We start from the raw sequence: 17,128 nt of genomic DNA on the forward strand, positions 1-17,128 counted from the left end.
CGCTGGACCGGATCGGGCCGCTGCTCGGACGCCGGGTCGCCGTCACCGGGGCCACCGGCGGGGTCGGGCGCTACGCCGTCCAGCTGGCGCACCTGGGCGGCGCGGAGGTCGTCGCGGTCACCAGCGACCCCGCGACCCACCGGGCGACGCTCCGACGCCTCGGCGCCGACGTGGTGGTCGCTCCGGGCGCGCTGCCCGGGGGCCTGGACGGGGTGGTCGACACCGTCGGCGGGCCGCTGCTGGTGGAGGCCTTCGGCGCGCTCGGCCGCGACGGCACCCTGGTCTCGGTCGGCCACCTCGCCGAGGAGCCGGAGACGTTCCCGGTCGGGGCGCTGCTCAGCGGTCCGGGTCAGGACAACCGGTCGCTGCGCACGTTCTTCATGCCCGAGAGCACCGACCTCGGCCGCGGCATCTCCTGGCTGGCCGGACGGGTCGCCGCCGGTGCCGTCGACGCCGGTATCAGCTGGCGCGGCAGCTGGCGCGACGTCGACGCGGTGGTCGCCGCGCTGCGCGAGCGCCGGCTGCACGGCAAGGCCGTCCTCGACGTCGACGCCGGCTGAACCGCCGACGCGTCAGTGGGTGTAGGGGCGGTCCCGCGGCACCTCGGGGTTGAGCTCGACACCGAAGCCCGGCGTCTCCGGCACCCGGAGCCTCCCGTTGACGGGCACGGGCTCGTCCAGCAGCAGCGGGGAGAACATCGGCACGACCTCCTCCGCCGTCTCGTGCATCATCAGGAACTCCGCGAACGGGCTGTTCGTCCGGGTCACCACGAAGTGGTAGGAGTACACCGAGCTGCCGTGCGGGACGACCAGTGCGCCGTGGGCGTCGGCCAGCGCGGAGATCTTGATCAGCTCGGTGATCCCGCCGCACCAGTTGACGTCGGGCTGGATGATGTCGACGCCGGTCTCCAGCAGCTGCCGGAACCCCCACCGGGTCGCCTCGTGCTCACCGGTGCTGATCAGCACCCCGGGCGGGGCCTGCCGCTTCAGCTGGGCGTACCCCCAGTAGTCGTCGGGGATCAGGGCCTCCTCCAGCCACTTCAACCCGTGCTCGGCGGCGGCGTGGGCGAAGCGGGTGGCGTAGTCGACGTCGAGGGACATCCAGCAGTCCAGCATCAGCCAGAAGTCGTCCCCGACCCGCCCGCGCATGTCGGCCAGCGCGTCCAGGTTCTTGCGGAAGCCCTCCACCCCCTCGGCCGGCCCGTGGTGCAGCGGCATCTTGCCGCCGATGAACCCGAGCTCCTTGGCCCGGTCCGGACGGGCCCCGGTGGCGTAGAACTGCAGCTCGTCGCGGACCGGGCCGCCGAGCAGGGCGTACACCGGCTCCTGACGCAGCCGGCCGAGCAGGTCGTACAGGGCGAGGTCGACGCCGCTGATGACGTTGAGCACCACCCCGCGGCGGCCGTAGAACAGGGTGGAGCGGTACATCTGGTCCCAGATCCGCTCCAGGTCGGTGACGGCACGGCCCTCGAGGAAGCGGGCCAGGTGCTTCTCCACGATCCAGGCGCCGATCTCACCGGCCGTGGTCACCGCGAACCCGACCGTGCCGTCGTCGGCCTCCACCTCGACCACCAGGGTGCCGAGGACGTCCAGCCCGAACGAGCGCCGCGACTGCCGGTACTCGGGGTAGACCGCCATCGGGGTGGCGATGTGGTCGTCGATCCAGTGGTAGCCCTCCTGGTCGTGGTAGTCCGCGCCCTTGCCCCGCACCGTGTAGGCGCGGACCTCGCGGATGGTGCGCTGGCTCATGCTCGTCCTCCCTGCTGCTCGTCGGCGTCCAGGCGGACCAGGACCTTCCCGGCGACGTCGTTGGGCCCGGCCAGCTCGACGAAGGCCTCCGGCCCGGCCGCCAGCGGGACGGTGCGGGTGATCAGCTCGGCGGCCTGCGGCGGAGTCTGCCCGATCCAGTCCGCGGCGTCGGCGAAGTCGCGGGCGGTGTAGGTGAAGCTGCCGACCAGGGTGCGCTCCTGGGTGCTGATCGCGAACGCGTCGAGCGCGACCCGGGTGGCGCCCATCCCGACCAGGCAGACCGTGGCGCCCAGCCGGGTGGCCTGCAGGCACAGCGCCAGCGTCGGGTCGATCCCGACGGCGTCGACCGCGACGTCGGCCGGCCCGCCCAGTGCCTCCGCGACCGCGGCCGCGTCGGCCGTCGCGCCGTCCAGCGCGGTGACGCCGAGCCGCTCCACCAGCGCCCGCCGGGTCGGCGCGACCTCGCTGACGGCGACCCGCTCGACGCCGAGCATCTGCAGCGCGAGCACCACCGACTGACCGATCGGTCCGCCGCCGGTCACCAGCACCCGGTCGCCGGCACCGGCACCGGCCCGACGCACCGCGTGCACCGCGACCGCCAGCGGTTCCACCAGCGCGCCCAGCTCCAGCGGCATCCCGGCCGGCAGCGGGACCACGTTGCGCGCCGATACGCAGAGCAGCTGGGCGAACCCGGCCACCACATCGGGCCGGACGCCGATGACGTGCTTGCCCGGGGCCAGCTGCTCCCGGCCGGCCCAGGCGGCGAGCTCGTCCTCGGGGACGACCACCGGGTTGAAGGTGGCCGGCTGGCCCACCTCCAGCCCCTGCACGCCCTCGCCGAGGGCGTCCACCACGCCCACGCTCTCGTGGCCCATCACCTGCCCGGGGTGGCGCCGCCCGTTCTCCCCGGTGAAGCCGTGGATGTCGGACCCGCAGATGCCGGTGGCGTGGATCCGCAGCCGCACCTCCCCCGGTCCGGGCTCGGGGTCCGGCAGCTCCACCACGGCCAGCCGGCCGATCTCCTCCAGCCGCAACGCCTGCATCGGGCTCCTTCCGTCTGGTTCACGAGCATGAACGAGGGTTCACGGGCGCGAAGTCGCGGAAGTATGGCAGCGGCCTCCGGGTCGGGCAAGGCGGTCAGCCGCTCAGGGCGAGAGGCTGCCCGCCAGGCCGAGCTGCTCGCGGACCCCCTGCGCGGCCGCCCGGAGCGGGGCGTAGAGGCCGTGCGGCCAGCGCTCGCCCGTGCGCGAGGTCGGCATGGTGACGCTGACCGCCGAGGCGATCCCGGTCTCGGCCTCGGTGCTGAGCGGGACGGCGACGCACCGGCAACCGTCGACGAACTCCTCGTCGTCGACGGCGAAACCGGTCAGCCGGGCCCGCTCGAGCACCCGCAGCAGCTCGTCCACGTCGGTCACCGTCCGCGGCGTGAGCCGGGGCAGCACCACCGCCGACAGCCGCCGGCGCGCCTCGTCGGGGTCCAGCACGCTGAGCAATGCCTTGCCGATCCCGGTGGCATGGGCGTGCAACCGCATGCCCACCGAGGACGCCATCCGCATCGGGTGCGGGGACAGCCGGATCCCGATGTAGACGTTCTCGATGCCGTCCAGGCGGGCCAGCTGCGCGGTCTCCCCCGTCTCCGCGACCAGCCGGTCGAGGAAGGGCAGCGCGGTGTCGAGCAGCAGCTGGTGGCCGTCGTAGCGCTGGCCGACCTGCCAGCTGCGCAGCCCCAACCGGTAGCGCCGCGGCTCGCCCTGCAGCTCCAGCCACCCCGACTCCACCAGGGTGGTCAGCAATCCGTGCCCGCTGGAGCGCGGCAGCTGCAGCGCCTCCAGCACCTCGGCGAACGTCATCGACCCCCGCTCGGCGACGAGCTCGACCGCGGCCAGCGCCCGGTCGGCCGACTTCACCGGCCCGCGTGACGCCATCACGACCACCTCCCGGCCGCATTCTGGCAGCCGGCCGCAGATGCACGACGGCCCGGACGCCGGGCGTCCGGGCCGTCGGTGAGGGGTGGGTCAGCCGCAACGGGTGCGGCTGAGAGTCGGTTCGCCCGGGTAGGGCACGGCGTAGCTGCCGAACCGCACCTTGACGTCGTCGCCGCCCTGACGCTGCTCGTAGTGCAGGTGGGAGGTCTGGGCGGGGTCGTTCGGGTCGAGCCCGGTCTTGCCCACGTTGGCGATGGTGGTGGTCGCCGACACCCGGTCACCCTTCTGCACCCGGGCGCTGCCGGCCTGCAGGTGGGCGTACAGGGTGGACCAGCCGTCACCGTGGTTGATGACGATGTGCAGGCCGTAGCCCTGCCCGGCGGTGGTCCTGACCGAGGCGACCGTGCCGGCGGCGCTGGCCTTGACCGGCAGCCCGAGATCGGAGTTGCCGCTGCCGCGGTTGAAGTCGACGGCGTTGGCCGGACGGTGGTTGGCGCGGGTGCCGGCCCGCCACTCCTGCTGGCAGGGGAACGGCACCCGGAACGAGGGACGGGCCGTCGTCTGGTCGGTGCTGCTGGTGTCGGCGCTGGCGGCCGGGGCCGCCAGCACACCGGCGAGCGAGAGCACCGCCGCCGCACCGAGGGCGGCGAGGGTGCGCAGCGGACGCCGGGAGCTGATGATCTGCATGGTCACCACTCCCCTCAGCCGTTGATCTTGCGGACGATGCGGTCGATCTTGGGGCTGTTCGGGCCGACGTTGAGCTCGAAGTGCATCTCGTCCTTGGTGCCGTTGTAGTCCCCGCCCCAGCGCACGGTGCCCTCGCAGAAGTTGAGGATCCTGCGGATGGCGTCGCGCTGCCGGGGGCCGAAGGTGCCGGAGGCGCCGTAGGGGTGCTGCGGCGCGTTGCAGTCGATCGCGGTGCCCGAGGCGTGGTTGGACAGCTCGGTGCCGCCGGTGACCGGCCGGTAGTTGTAGCCCCAGCAGCCGGGGTTGCGCAGCGGCTCGACGTTGCGGTGGAACTGCCGGGCGACGTAGCCCAGGATCACCGTCGGGGCCTTGCGCCGGACGCCGGCCGGGAACCGGACCCCGCCGGCGGCGAACTGCTGGTTGATCATGTTCCGCGCGACCATGTCGTCGGCGGCGTACCAGCCGTTCTGCGACGTGCCGGAGGCCGCGCCGGCGACCAGCGGGTCGGTCAGGCCGGTGGCGGCCAGACCGAGACCGAGGGTGCCGGCGCCGGCGCCCAGCAGCAGCCCTCGGCGTCCGAGGTGGTGGGCAGGGGTGTGGTGCTCGCACATGGGGTGTCCTCCTGGGGGTGGTGGTCGGACGACGACGGCTCCGTCGCCGTCGATACCGACACCACCACGCCAGAGGGTCACCCCCCACCCCGGCCCCTCCCGCCGCCGCCCCGCCGCCCGGGCCCGCGAGTGTGGGGAGATCGTCGGAATCGGTGCCGCCGGAGCGACGGATCGGCCACAGTCGCGGGCCGGCGGGTGGGGCCCGGGGATCACGGCGCCGGGGCGACGGGCGGGGCGAGCAGGGTGCCGGTGACCAGGGCACCGTGCAGGGTGCGGGCGCCGACCACCAGCCAGGCGGCCACGAGCGCCAGGTAGAGCCCGGTCGCCAGGACGCCGAGCGCGACCACGCCGGTGTGCTGGGCCAGCGCGCTGGCCCCGGTGACGCAGGTGCCGACCGGGAAGGTGAAGGACCACCAGGTGAGCCCGAACGGCAGCCGCCCACCGACGGCGCGCAGGGTGATGAGCGTCGCGATCGAGGCCCAGAGCAGCGCGAAACCGAGCACCGGGACGCCGAACAGGACGCCGCCGAGTTCGACCACCCGGGCCGCGGCCGGGTCCAGCACCAGGGCGGCGTCGCCGCCGAGGAGGTTGGCGGCGGTGACGGACTGCCCGAGCGGACCGAGCACGATCCACAGCGTCGGCACCATCGCCGCCAGCCCGACCTTGTGCAGGGCCAGCCGCTGCCAGAGCTGGGTGATGATGGCGAAGGCGGCGAGCAGGGAGAGCCCGAACATCGCATAGCACCCGTGGAACAGGGTGAGCCGGGGCTGCCCGGCGGGCAGGTGCGGCAGCAGCAGCGCACCGGTGGCGGCCGAGACCATCGGCGGCACGACGGGCATCAGCCAGCCGCCGAAGACGCTGTCGGCGGTGGTGCGGTGCCGCGTGAACGTCAGGTACGGCACGAGCACCGCGGTCGCCAGCCCGAGCAGCGTCCCGGCGGCCCACAGCACCCAGGCGACACCCACCGCGAGCCGCTCCCCCAGCACGTCGGGGCCCAGCAGCAGCGAACCGGCACCCACGGTCATCAGCGCCATCGCCGGGGCGCCGTAGAAGTGGGCGAGCACCGGGTCGTCGTGGTGACGCCGCGCCGTGGCGCCGAACCAGACCCAGTGCGCCGCGGTCGCCAGCAGCAGGACGAGCAGCAGCAGGGCGGCGAGACCCCACACCACCGTGGCCGCCGGACGCAGCCCCGGGGGCTGCCAGGGCAGACCGGCCGCGGCGGTGGCGACGATGCCCGTCCCCATCACCACCGCGAACCAGTTCGGCGTCACGTTCGCTACCGCCAGCGCCGGGTGCGCGAGCTCACGCAGCCAGAGGCGGCGGGACGGGAGGGGTGCCGGGTCGGCGGTGGGGCGCGGCTGGAGCATGGGCCCAGCCTCCGTCGGCGGGCGGCGACGCACTACGGTCTCCTCGTTGGGAGGTCACAACGAGCGGTTGTGAGGAGAGGAGTGCCGTGCTGGCCGACGAGCCGGACCTGGTGACGTTGCGGCTGCTGCGGCTGCTCGCCGACCACGAGAGCCTGGGCACCGCGGCCGCCGCGCTGGGGATGAGCCAGCAGGCGGCCTCGGCCCGGCTGCGCCGTCAGGAGCGCCGGCTGGGACGCGTGCTCGCCACCCGCACCCGGACCGGATCGCGGCTGACCGAGGACGGTGTGCTGGTGCTGGAGTGGGCCCGGCCGCTGCTGGAGGCGGCTGACCGGTTCGCGGTGGCGATGGCCGCCCTGGACCACAGCGGCGAGCCGGTGGTGGAGGTGGCCGCCAGCCAGACCGTCTCGGAGGAGCTGCTGCCGCAGTGGCTGACCACCCTCCGCACCACCCCGGTCGGTGCAGGTGCCGGCGTCCGGCTGCTCTCGGGCAACAGCAGCTTCGTCCTCGACCACGTGCGCCACCACCCCGGCAGCCTCGGCTTCGTCGAGACGCCCGACGTCCCGGACGACCTCAGCACGGCCACCGTCGGCCACGACGACCTGGTGCTGGTGGTGGCCCCGACGCACCCCTGGGCCTCCCGGGGACGTCCGGTCACCGCGGCGCTGCTGGCCCGGACCCCGCTGGTCAGCCGGGAGAGCGGGTCGGGCACCCGCCGGACGCTCGAGCGCGCGCTGGCCTCGCTCGACCCGCCGCTGCGGCCCGTGCCGCCGGCGGCCGAGCTCACCTCGAGCACCGGCATCCGCGCTGCCGTCGCGTCCGGGCTGGCGCCGGCGGTGATCAGCCGGACGTCGGTGGCGGTCGACCTGCAGGCGTCCCGGCTGGTGCTGGTGCCCTGCCGGCTGCCGCTGCGGCGTCCGCTGACCGCGGTGTGGCGGGGACGGCCCGGTGAGGAGGCCCGGCTGCTGCTCGCGATCGCGCAGCGCCAGCCGGCTCCCGGGTTCGCACCGGAGCGCCCCGCCGTCCGGTGAGGCCGAGCGGTCAGGCGCCGGCGTGGCAGCCGCAGGAGGCCCCGATCCGCAACGCGGGCACCAGCACCTCGTGCACCGGTGCGGTCGGGCCCGCCTCGATCTGCGCCCGCAGGGTCGCGATGGCGGTCCGCGCCAGCGTGCCCACGTCCTGGGCCACCGACGTCAGCACCGGCTGGGCGTAGCGGCCGGCCTGCGTGCCGTCGAAGGAGACCACGGCGACGTCCTCGGGGACCCGGCGACCCGCCTCGGCCAGCGCACGCAGCGCCCCGATCCCCTGGGCGTCGCTGGTGGTGAAGATGCCGTCGACCTCCACCCCCTCGGCCAGCAGCTCCTGCACCGCGCGGTAGCCCCCGTCGCGGGAGAAGGTCCCGTTGCGGGGCGGGGACGCCGGGCAGCCGGCCGCGGACAGCGCCCGCCGCCAGCCCTGCTCGCGCTGCCGGACCGCCTCGATGTGCGGAGGCCCCGACAGGCAGACCAGGGACCGCCGCCCGTGCCCCAGCAGGTGCTGGACGGCGAGCTCGGCCGCGCGGGCGTTGTCGATGACCACCGTGGAGAATCCGTCGGAGCCGGCAGGCGCACGGTCGAGCAGGACCACCGGGATCGAGGCTCCGGTGATCAGGTCGAGGTCGGGCCGCCCACCGACGGAGATGAGCAGCAGCCCGTCCACCTGCCGGTCGAGGAAGGAGCGCAGGTAGCTGCGTTCCCGCTCCGGGTCGTTGGCGGTGGTGCCGATCATCAGCACGTAGTCGGCGGCGAACGCCTCGTCCTCCACGGCCTGCGCCAGCTCGGCGAAGTGCGGGTTCTGGTGGTCGGGCATCAGCATCGCGATCGAGTTGGTGCGGCTCTGACGCAGTGCCCGGGCCACCCGGTTGGGTCGGTACCCGAGCGTCTCGATGGCCTCCAGCACCCGCGCCCGCGCGTCGGCCGAGACCGGACGGGGACCGTCGTTGAGCACGTAGCTCACCAGCGCGGGAGACACGCCGGCGGCCCGGGCCACCTCGGCCCTGGTCACGGCCACCGGTCAGGCCATCCGCACGCTGTCGTCCACACGGGGCATTCTGGCCCCTCGGTGCTGCACCGCCAACGACCCGGCGGCCACCCCGGCACGGCAGGCGGCGGCCAGACCACCCGACCGGCTGAGCTCGACCGCAGCGGCGCCGACGAAGGCGTCCCCGGCACCGCTGGTGTCGACCACCGGGACCCGTGGTGCGGGCACCGAGCCGCGCTCGGTCGCCGAGCCGTACACGGCTCCGGCGCCCCCGAGGGTGATGACCACGGAGCGGGTGTGCTGCACCAGCACGTCGAGCAACGGCTCGTCCTCCAGCGGCTGTCCGGCGAGCTGGACGCCCAGCGCCGCGGCCTCGTGCTCGTTGACCACCAACGGGTCGCAGGCGGCCAGCACCTCGAGCGGCAGCTCCACGTAGGGAGCGAGGTTGAGGACGAACCGCGCCCCGGTGGCCGCGGCGACCTCGGCGGCAGCCACGATGCACGGGACCGGCAGCTCGCCCTGGGCCAGCAGCACCTCCGCCGGGGGCAGTCCGGCCACCAGCCGGCGCACGTCGGAGGCGGTGAGCTCGGAGTTGGCACCCGGCAGCACCACGATGGCGTTCTCCCCGGTGGGCGCCACCATGACGACCGCCCGCCCGGAGCGGACCTCCGGGAGCACCGCCACCGCGTCGGTCCGGACACCGGCCTCGCGCAGCGCGGTGACCAGCAGTCGCCCGTCCTCGTCGTCGCCCACCGCCCCGACCATCCAGCACTCGCCACCGCAGAGCGCGACGGCGCTCGCCTGGTTGGCGCCCTTGCCTCCGGGTCGGTTCTCCACCCGGGTCGCCAGCGCCGTCTCGCCCGGCGCGGGCAGGGCGTCGACGGCGAGCTGCAGATCCGCGTTGAGGGAGCCGACGACGATGATCGGCCCGCTCACTTCTCCCCGCTCCGTGCCACCGACTGGGTGAAGTAGCGCTGCAGCAGGAACAGCAGCAGGGCCGGCACCACCGAGATGAGCAAGGCACCTCCGAACATCTGGCCGAAGTTGAACTCGGTGTCGGTGAACGTGCGGGCGATCGCGATGGGCGCGACCTGCTTGGCCTGGTCGCTGATGACCAGGAGCGGCCAGAGGTAGGAGGACCACTGCGCCAGGAAGATCAGCAGGGCGGAGTTGATGATCGTGGTGACGCTGAGCGGGACGTAGAGCCGGGTCATGATCCGCAGCTCCGAGGCGCCGTCGATCAGCGCCGCCTCGCGGAGGGAGATCGGGACACCGAGGAAGAACTGACGCATGTTGAAGATCGCCAGGCCGTTGCCGATGCCGGGCAGGATCAGCCCGAGGTAGGTGTTGTTGAGGTTCCACTCGGTGAACACCTGCGCGAGCGGGATGGCGATGGCCTCGAACGGGATCATGAACCCGACCACGAGCACCGCGAACACCGCCTCCCGGCCCCGGAAGCGCAGCACGCTGAGCACGTAGGCGGCCGGGATCGACAGCGCCAGGCCGATCACCACCGACCACAGCGCCACCCACAGCGAGTTGGCCATGCTGCGTCCGAACCCGAGCTGGCCGAACAGGGCGGCGTAGTTCTCCAGCGTCCAGGTCTCCGGCACCAGGGTGTGCCAGCCCAGCGGGCTGACGCTGGAGATGACCTGCGAGCCGGGACGCAGCGAGCCGAGCAGCATCCACACGGTCGGCAGCATGAACGCCAGCGCCACCAGGGCGGCTGCGGTGGTCAGCAGGACCAGCAGCAGGACGCGCTGCAGGCGGGGGCCGCTGAAGGACGGTCGGCGGCGGGCGGCGGCGCCGGGACCGGGGACGGCCCGGGCGCCCGGCACAGGCGGGGAGGTGGTCGTTGACATCAGTCGCGATCCCTGAGCAGACGGAACTGGACGGCCACGATCAGCAGCATGATCAGGGTCAGCACGACCGTGGACGTCGCCCCGAGGTTGGGCGTGGAGTAGGTGTAGGTGCGCCGGTAGGCGTCGAACATGAGCAGGGTGGTCGAGTTCTCCGGTCCGCCGTTGGTCAGCAGCTGGACGGGGACGAAGAGCACGAAGTTGGCCACCGTGTCGGCCACCAGCACGAAGAGCAGGGGCCGGCGCATCATCGGCAGCGTGATCGACCAGAAGGTGCGCCAACGTCCGGCGCCGTCGAGCGCGGCCGCCTCGTAGAACTCCTCGCCGATGTCGTTGAGACCGGCGATGAGGAAGAGCATCCAGTAGCCGATGCCCACCCACGACGCGACCACCATGATGCTCACCAGCGCCTGCGACGGCGAGGTGAAGAAGGGCTGCGGACCGATCCCGAGCGCCGACAGGATCCCGTTGGCCGGTCCGTCGGGACGCAGCGCGACACCCCAGGCGATCGAGGAGCCGACCAGCGGGATGGTGCACGGGATGAACACTGCGGTGCGCCACAGGCCCCGTGCCGGCAGCCGCTGGGTGAGCAGCAGGGCCACCACCATCGCCAGCGCGATCTGCAGCGGGTTGAGCACGAGGTTGAACACCAGTGTGCGCACCAGCGTCTCGCGGAACAGCTCGTCGGAGAACAGCGTCACGTAGTTGGCCAGCCCCGAGAACCGCTCCTCGGCCAGCAGACCCACACCCTCGCGGGTGAACAGGGTGGAGCGGATGGCGCCGACGAAGGGCACGACCCGCAGCAGCAGGATGGCGAGCACGGCCGGAGCCAGGAAGACGACGATGGTCGCCAGCCCCCGCCCGCGCCGGCGACCGGGGGCGGTCGCCGGCGCGTCGGGTGCCGTCGTGGTGGTCACGATGGGGAGACCCTTCCTCGGTGGTGGGCCGGTCGGCTCACTGGTACTGCTGCCAGGCGTTCACCAGCTCCTGCTGGGCACCCTCGAGCGCGCCCTGCGGGTCGGAGCCGTTCGCGATGTCGGAGAAGGCTCGCCCGATGATCTCCTCGAACTCGATGTAGCCCACCGTCGAGACCCGCGGCACGGACGTGTTGGCGGTCTCGTGGGCGATCACCTCGGCCGCCTGCTGGCCCGCCTCGGACCCGGTGAACGCCGGGCCGGCCAGGTAGGCCTCCAGCCCCGCGAGGTTGGCGGGCAGCTCGGCGTACGGACGGTGCTCGGCGTACCCGCTCTCCCCGTCGAGCGCCAGCCACTTGAGGAAGACCGCCGCGGCCTCCTTGTCCTGGGAGAAGGGGTTGATGCCGACCGACCAGGAGCCGTTGGGGGTGGCCGGCTCGCCGCCCTCCCACACCGGGTTGAGCGCCGCACCCCAGTTGAGGTCGCTGTCGGCCAGCTTGCCGACCATCCAGTTGCCCTCGACCATGTAGGCGGTGTCACCGGCCAGGAAGGTGGCGTTGGTCTGCTCCGCCGGGATCCCGCGCGGGTGGACGCCGTCGGCGAACAGCGAGCCGTAGTACGTCATCGACTCGACCCAGCCCTCGTTGTCCACCGCCGGGGTCAGGTTGTCCTCCCCGGCGGCGCCGACGCCGCCGCCGGCCGAGACCGGCAGGGGCTCGAGCTGGTAGTAGCGGTTCGGCTGGCCCAGCAGGAGCCCGTTGGCGGCGCCGCCCTCGGACTGCACCGTGGCGGCGTCCTCCTTGAGCTGCTGCCAGGTGATCCGCTCGGCAGGGTCGGTGGAGGGCGGCTCGACACCGGCGGCCTCGAGCAGGTCGAGGTTGTAGTAGAGCAGCTGGGTGGAGTTGGAGATGGGCAGCGACCAGAGCTTGTCCTGGTAGGTGCTGGCGGCCACCGTGGCCTCCTGCAGGGCGCCGGTGTGCGGGGAGAACTGCGCCGTCAGGTCCTCGAGGTAGCCGCGTGCGGCGAGGGCGGGCACCCGGGGCTGGTCGACCCAGAACAGGTCGGGATCACCGGTCTTGCTGGTGATCCGCGAGTCGAGGACGCTGTTGAGGTCGTCGAAGGGCACGTACTGGTAGTTGACGTCGATGGTGGGGTGGTCGGCCTCGAACGCGGCCACCACCTCGTCCATCCCCTCCGACACCGGGTCGACGATGCCGACCACGTCGATGGTCGCGGTCGGATCGCTCGCGGGGATGGTCCAGGTGCCGTCCCCGCCGCCGCCGGCGCTGTCGGCGCCGCCGCCGCACGCGCTGGTCGTCAGCACCGCCCCGAGGACGAGTCCCACGCCGATCGTCGTCGATCGCTTCATCTCACATCTCCATCATCGAGTCGAGGAACAGCTGGTTGAACTGGTCGGCGCGCACCGTCTGGGCGACCAGCGCGTTCGCCGTCGGACGGGCCGTGGACCCGTCGGGCAGCCAGTCGCTGCCGAGGTAGTCGGTGACCATCGCGCCGCGCAGCCGGTCACCGGTCTCGACCACCACGTGCGCCTCGCGCCAGGTCAGCAGGTCGGGGTGGGTCACCGCGGCGACGGCGAGCGGGTCGTGCATGGCGCAGGACTCCCCCTCCTCGGGGTGGCGCTGCACGATGTGGTCGATCCAGGCGGAGGTGTAGCGGCCGGCGAAGGAGGCGAAGGCACGGCCGCTGGCCTCCATCTGCGCGGCCTGCTCCTTGGTGACCCGCACCTTCAGGGTGACGTCGAGGCCGACCCACCGCGCCACGACGCCAGAACCCAGGACGACCGCGGCGGCCTCCGGGTCGCACCACACGTTGTACTCACCGGGCATCCCCAGGGAGTGGGTGTGCTGGTTGAAGACCCCGCCCATGATGACGAGGCTCTTGAGGTTGGCGGCGAAGGTCGGGTCCAGCCGCATCGCCAGCGCCACGTTGGTCAGCGGGCCGACGGCGACCAGGGTCATCTCGCCGGGGTTGGCCCGGACGAGGTCGACCATCGCCATGGCCGCCGGTCCGGTACGGGGCTCGCGGTGCTCGACACCCTCGGGCACCTCACCCTGGCGCACCCGCGGCCGCAGCAGCGGGTCCTGGGCGCCGCGGTGCACGGGGACGTCGGGATGGCCGAGGCGGTGCAGCAGCTCCAGCGTGAGCGTGGTCGCGGTGGCCACGTCGGTGTTGCCGTTGACCGTCGTGACGAGCTCCAGCGAGATGCCCGGGTCGGCGAGGGCCAGGGCGAGGGCGAATCCGTCGTCGATGTCGCTCCCGGGAGCGCCCATCGCCAGATCCACGTCCAACATCATTCGTTCCACAGTGAACGCTCCTCAACACGGGTTGACTGCGCGGGAGTTTACACGTGTTGAACGCGCCCGCAACCCGATCGCCGAGTTTCTCAGCCCGTCCGTCCGCCGCTCCGGATCCGTCCTGGCGGCAGCACGCACGGCACCTCGCGCCGCTCCGGCCCGCCGCGCACCTGCAGGAGCGGGTGCGCGACGGGCCGGACGTGTGGTGTGGACGGGCGACGGCAGGCCTCGCCCCGCGGAGGGATCGGGTCAGCGGGTCCCGGGGAGGTCGAGGACGCAGCCGGCGGCCGAGTCGGCGGCAGCCCGGATCTGCTCCACGGCGGGCGAGCCGCTGGTGTCGCGGTCGAGCAGGCGCTGCAGCAGCCGCACCGCCAGCCGCTCCTCGCCGCGGTTGTCGGCCGCGGCCACCCGTTCCAGCGCGGCCCGCAGCTCCCGCTGCTGCTTCACCGGCAGCGCCTGGCCCTCGGCGCTGTCCAGGGCCTGCCAGGCCAGCTCCATCTCGCCCTGCAACGGGTCGCGGGTGCCGGTGGAGTACGGCCGATCGGTGAAGCAGGGCGCCGCACCGGAGCCGAGGAAGCGGGTGAGGAAGGTGTGCGCCGCGATCTGTGCGGTGCGCTCCTCCCGCAACCGGTAGTTGCTCTCGGTGGTGTCGAGGTAGGTGTGACCGTCCGCGAAGCGCTCCTGCAGGTCGACCGCGGCCTGCAGGTGGCGCAGCGCCCACTCCCGCGGCGGCACCGAGACCTCGCCGCCGGCGCCGAAGCTGTCGGCGATGACGTCGGCCTGGGCGAAGTAGAGCGGGAAGGTCGTCCCCCAGTCGTTGCCGTCGGGGTAGTGGATCTGGTCCGAGCCCGGCACGTAGATGGTGCCACCCGGCGGCCGCCACGGCGGGGAGGGGAACTCGAGGTCGACGAAGGCCTCGTAGGTGAGGTCGACGTTGTGCAGGTAGGCCCGGGCCGGCAGCTGGCTGGTGAGCTGCTGGGCCAGCGCGTTGTTGACGTTCTGGTCGAAGGCCAGCATGTAGATCGGGTGCATCAGGTTGTGGTTCTCGACCGTGCCGTCCGGCTCGACGTTGGAGCCGTCGAGCAGCTCGTCGAGCTGGCGGCCGTTGACCACGTCGGTGGAGGCGACGTCCTGCGGAGTGGCCCAGGCGGCCAGCGCCAGCTCGAGCGCGTCGGACTGCCAGCGGGCGGCGTCCTCGTGCTCGGGCATCATCGTCGCCGCCAGCCCCGACAGCGAGCTGCGCCAGGCGTTCTCCTCGGCCTGGGTGTTGCCGGGACGGATGATGGTGCCGTCGGCGTCGCGGTAGTACTCCGGGTCGGGCATCGCCTCGGCCTCGGCGACCACCATGTTGGTGACGCAGGCTCGCTGGGCGGGGCTGAGGTCGTCCCACAGCAGCCAGGCGGCGAAGCCGTTGTAGTAGGCCCACAGCGAGGACTGCCACAGCGTCGACTCGGTGCCCCAGCCGCCCGGGTCGTTGGCGCGGTGCTCGGCGGCGGCGGAGCTGACCAGCCGGACGACGCGCTCGCGGGCCTCGGCCTCGGAGACGCCGGTGTCGGCGGGGTCGTAGGCGCCGGTGGCCAGCAGCACGGCGCTGCTGACGGCGGTCATCGCCGGTCCGCGCATCGCGTACTCGGTGTTGCCCATCCGCTGGGCGAGGTTGATCCGCTCGCCGTCCTCCGCGCCGAACTCCCGCTCCCAGTAGGTGGTGCTCACCCAGCGGTTGGCGTTGCGGGCGGCCGTCAGCGCGAGCTGGGACACCTCGTCGGTGGGCAGCGGGCGCTCCAGCACCCGGCGGTCGGGGGTGACCACCGCGGACGCCGTGCCGTCGGCCTGGCACAGCGCCCAGTCGTCGCTGCGCGGGACGGCCGACAGCGTCACCTCGCCGAGGCTGCCGCGGTAGAAGAACTCGGTGCCGCGGTCGCCGCCGTTGCCGAGCCGGACCGGGTTGCTGCCGTTGTTGACCACCGGCAGCCGCATCTGGTGCTCACGCTCGAGCTGGGCGCCACCACCGATGGTGATGTCGACCGTGCCGGGACGCCACTCGACGGCGATGTCGTAGGACGTCCCGGGACGGGCGGTGACCCCGGTGGCGAACTGGGCCCAGGCGCTCTGCCCGGCCACACGGGACCAGAACCGGAACTCCCCGTTCGGCATGATGTAGAAGGCCCAGCCCTCGTTGGTGGTGGACCGGCTGGTGGCGATCGCCTGGTGGCGGCCGGTGAGCGCACCGGGGACGACGTCGGCCAGCTCGAGCCGCCAGCCGCCGTCGCCGGGTTCCAGGTCGGGGTCGTGCGGCAGCAGCACCTCGGAGTCGTCGGCGCCGCTGAACCGCGCGCTGCCGTCGGCGAAGGTGACCCCGGCCGAGGCCTCGCCGTGGCGGTCGCCGACTGCGTCGCGGGCGTCGCCGTCGAGCCGCCAGGTCGAGGTCGTGGGGGCCGGTTCGTCGGCCTCGGAGCTGGGACCGGGGCCGAGCAGCCCGCAGCCGACGCCGAGGGCGACGGCGGCGGCCAGGGCACGGACGGCGGGTCTGCGGGCGGGTCGGGCAGAGTGCCCCGGGTCGAGCGGGATCTGGCGGGTCATGGCCACCTCGCTGGCTGTGGGGCCACTCCGACGTGACCCTCGCTGAGGCAGGTCTAGCACCCGAGGTGAGGCTTAGGCAAGGTCCTTTCATAAATCGCTGCGTAGAGTGCTGCCGTGCAGGGCAAGGGGACGGCGCAGCCGCCGGGACGCGGCACCACGCGGTTGCGGCACCTCAACACCCGCCGGGTGCTGCAGAGCCTGCGCCAGCTCCGACGGCCGGCCTCGATCGCCGAGCTCGCCGCGCGGACCGAGCTCACCCGTCCCACGGTCGCCCAGATCGTCGCCGCGCTCGAAGCCGCCGGGCACCTCCGCCGGCACGAGCCGCTGGGTGGCGCCGGACGTCCGGCCGCCCGCTACGCCGTCGACCAGCGCTCGTTCGCCGTGCTCGGTGCCGACGCCGGCGCGTCGCGGACCGTGGTCGAGCTGGCCACGCTGGACGGCACCGTGCTGGCCCGGCGCGAGACCCGACGCACCCAGTCGCTGGACCAGCGGACGCTGCGGGCGATGGCCGACCTGGTGCGGGCGTGCCTGGTCGACAGCGGGCTCGCGCCCTCGGCGGTGGTGGCGGGCACGGTCGCCAGCCCCGGCATCATCGAGCCGAGCACCGGACGCATCACCCTGCGCCAGCACCTGGGCGACTGGCACGCCGACCAGATCGCCGAGGTCATCGGCGCGGGCATCGGCGGCGACGTCACGGTCGAGAACGACGCCAGCCTGGCCACCCTCGCCATGTCGGTGCTGCCGGAGGTGCCGGCGACCTTCCTGGGTCTGCAGTGGGGGCAGCGACTGGGGGCCGGGGTCATCCTGGACGGCCAGCTGCTGCGCGGCCGGACCGGGGCGGTGGGCGAGATCGGCTCGTTGCTGGTGTCCGACCCGGTGGACGGCCGGACGGCCCAGCTCGAGGAGGTGGTCCGCGCCAGCCGGCTGCCCGAGCTGGCGGGATGCCCCGGCATCACCACCGAGGAGCTGGTCCGGCAGGCCGGGGCGGGGGACGCCGGCGCCCGGGAGGCGCTGGGCCGGGCGGTCGACCCGCTGGCCGCCGCCGTGGCCCCGCTGTGCCTGGGCCTCGACGTCGGCGTGGTCACCCTCTCCGGCGCGATCGCCCG

Annotated in this window: 16 protein-coding genes; 3 read left to right on the top strand and 13 right to left on the bottom strand. The window is 73.5% G+C overall.

Going from position 1 to position 17,128, the window contains the following annotated elements; all coding sequences use genetic code 11:
* Positions 1-560, top strand: a 560-nt coding sequence (locus DVA66_RS06060) for a zinc-binding dehydrogenase (protein ID WP_157973860.1), incomplete at its 5' end; no start/stop codon positions are given.
* A 12-nt stretch (positions 561-572) separates the two neighbouring features.
* Here the strand turns inward: DVA66_RS06060 and rhmD are convergent.
* From rhmD to DVA66_RS06090, 6 genes are all read right to left on the bottom strand, one after another.
* Positions 573-1,748, bottom strand: coding sequence for an L-rhamnonate dehydratase (gene rhmD, locus DVA66_RS06065; RefSeq protein ID WP_114559257.1), 1,176 nt, complete (start codon positions 1,746-1,748; stop codon positions 573-575).
* Positions 1,745-2,791: a zinc-dependent alcohol dehydrogenase gene (locus tag DVA66_RS06070; RefSeq protein ID WP_114559258.1), complete on the bottom strand. Its 1,047-nt coding sequence runs from the start codon at positions 2,789-2,791 to the stop codon at positions 1,745-1,747. The genes rhmD and DVA66_RS06070 overlap by 4 nt, the downstream gene beginning before the upstream one ends.
* A 102-nt stretch (positions 2,792-2,893) precedes the next feature.
* The gene (locus DVA66_RS06075) at positions 2,894-3,673 is read right to left on the bottom strand and encodes an IclR family transcriptional regulator (RefSeq protein ID WP_114559259.1); all 780 of its coding nucleotides are present in this window, start codon (positions 3,671-3,673) and stop codon (positions 2,894-2,896) included.
* Positions 3,674-3,763: 90 nt separating this feature from the next.
* Positions 3,764-4,360, bottom strand: a complete 597-nt coding sequence (locus DVA66_RS06080; RefSeq protein WP_114559269.1) for a M23 family metallopeptidase — start codon at positions 4,358-4,360, stop codon at positions 3,764-3,766.
* 14 nt (positions 4,361-4,374) lie between these two features.
* Positions 4,375-4,971 (bottom strand): M15 family metallopeptidase, encoded by a 597-nt coding sequence (locus DVA66_RS06085; protein WP_114559260.1) that lies wholly within the window; start codon positions 4,969-4,971, stop codon positions 4,375-4,377.
* Between the two features lie 209 nt (positions 4,972-5,180).
* Entirely contained in the window at positions 5,181-6,338 is a 1,158-nt protein-coding gene (locus DVA66_RS06090; protein ID WP_114559261.1) for a TDT family transporter, read from the bottom strand.
* 86 nt (positions 6,339-6,424) lie between these two features.
* Here DVA66_RS06090 and DVA66_RS06095 point away from each other — a divergent pair, with 86 nt between their 5' ends.
* Positions 6,425-7,366, top strand: a complete 942-nt coding sequence (locus tag DVA66_RS06095; protein WP_114559262.1) for a LysR family transcriptional regulator — start codon at positions 6,425-6,427, stop codon at positions 7,364-7,366.
* Between the two features lie 10 nt (positions 7,367-7,376).
* On the opposite strand, the gene DVA66_RS06100 is transcribed toward DVA66_RS06095, so the two are convergent.
* The 7 genes from DVA66_RS06100 to DVA66_RS06130 all read right to left on the bottom strand — a co-directional run bounded on the left by DVA66_RS06100 (position 7,377) and on the right by DVA66_RS06130 (position 16,022).
* Positions 7,377-8,384, bottom strand: a complete 1,008-nt coding sequence (locus tag DVA66_RS06100) for a LacI family DNA-binding transcriptional regulator (RefSeq protein ID WP_114559263.1) — start codon at positions 8,382-8,384, stop codon at positions 7,377-7,379.
* A gap of 3 nt (positions 8,385-8,387) precedes the next feature.
* A complete protein-coding gene (locus DVA66_RS06105) occupies positions 8,388-9,290 on the bottom strand; it encodes a ribokinase (protein WP_114559264.1) in 903 nt (300 codons plus the stop codon).
* Entirely contained in the window at positions 9,287-10,216 is a 930-nt protein-coding gene (locus DVA66_RS06110; RefSeq protein WP_114559265.1) for a carbohydrate ABC transporter permease, read from the bottom strand. The genes DVA66_RS06105 and DVA66_RS06110 overlap by 4 nt, the downstream gene beginning before the upstream one ends.
* Complete coding sequence (locus tag DVA66_RS06115; RefSeq protein WP_232821799.1) at positions 10,216-11,130, bottom strand: carbohydrate ABC transporter permease; 915 nt, start codon at positions 11,128-11,130, stop codon at positions 10,216-10,218. The genes DVA66_RS06110 and DVA66_RS06115 overlap by 1 nt, the downstream gene beginning before the upstream one ends.
* Before the next feature lie 37 nt (positions 11,131-11,167).
* Entirely contained in the window at positions 11,168-12,496 is a 1,329-nt protein-coding gene (locus DVA66_RS06120; RefSeq protein ID WP_114559266.1) for an ABC transporter substrate-binding protein, read from the bottom strand.
* A gap of 1 nt (position 12,497) precedes the next feature.
* Positions 12,498-13,439, bottom strand: a complete 942-nt coding sequence (locus DVA66_RS06125) for a nucleoside hydrolase (protein ID WP_232821800.1) — start codon at positions 13,437-13,439, stop codon at positions 12,498-12,500.
* Positions 13,440-13,691: 252 nt separating this feature from the next.
* Positions 13,692-16,022, bottom strand: a complete 2,331-nt coding sequence (locus DVA66_RS06130) for a LamG-like jellyroll fold domain-containing protein (RefSeq protein ID WP_114559268.1) — start codon at positions 16,020-16,022, stop codon at positions 13,692-13,694.
* A 114-nt stretch (positions 16,023-16,136) separates the two neighbouring features.
* On the opposite strand from DVA66_RS06130, the gene DVA66_RS06135 reads away from it, so the two are divergent.
* Positions 16,137-17,128 (top strand): ROK family transcriptional regulator (locus DVA66_RS06135; RefSeq protein WP_157973862.1); only part of this gene is annotated, 992 nt, incomplete at its 3' end.

Source organism: Desertihabitans aurantiacus (genome assembly GCF_003344635.1).
Classification (GTDB): Bacteria; Actinomycetota; Actinomycetes; order Propionibacteriales; family Propionibacteriaceae; genus Desertihabitans; species Desertihabitans aurantiacus.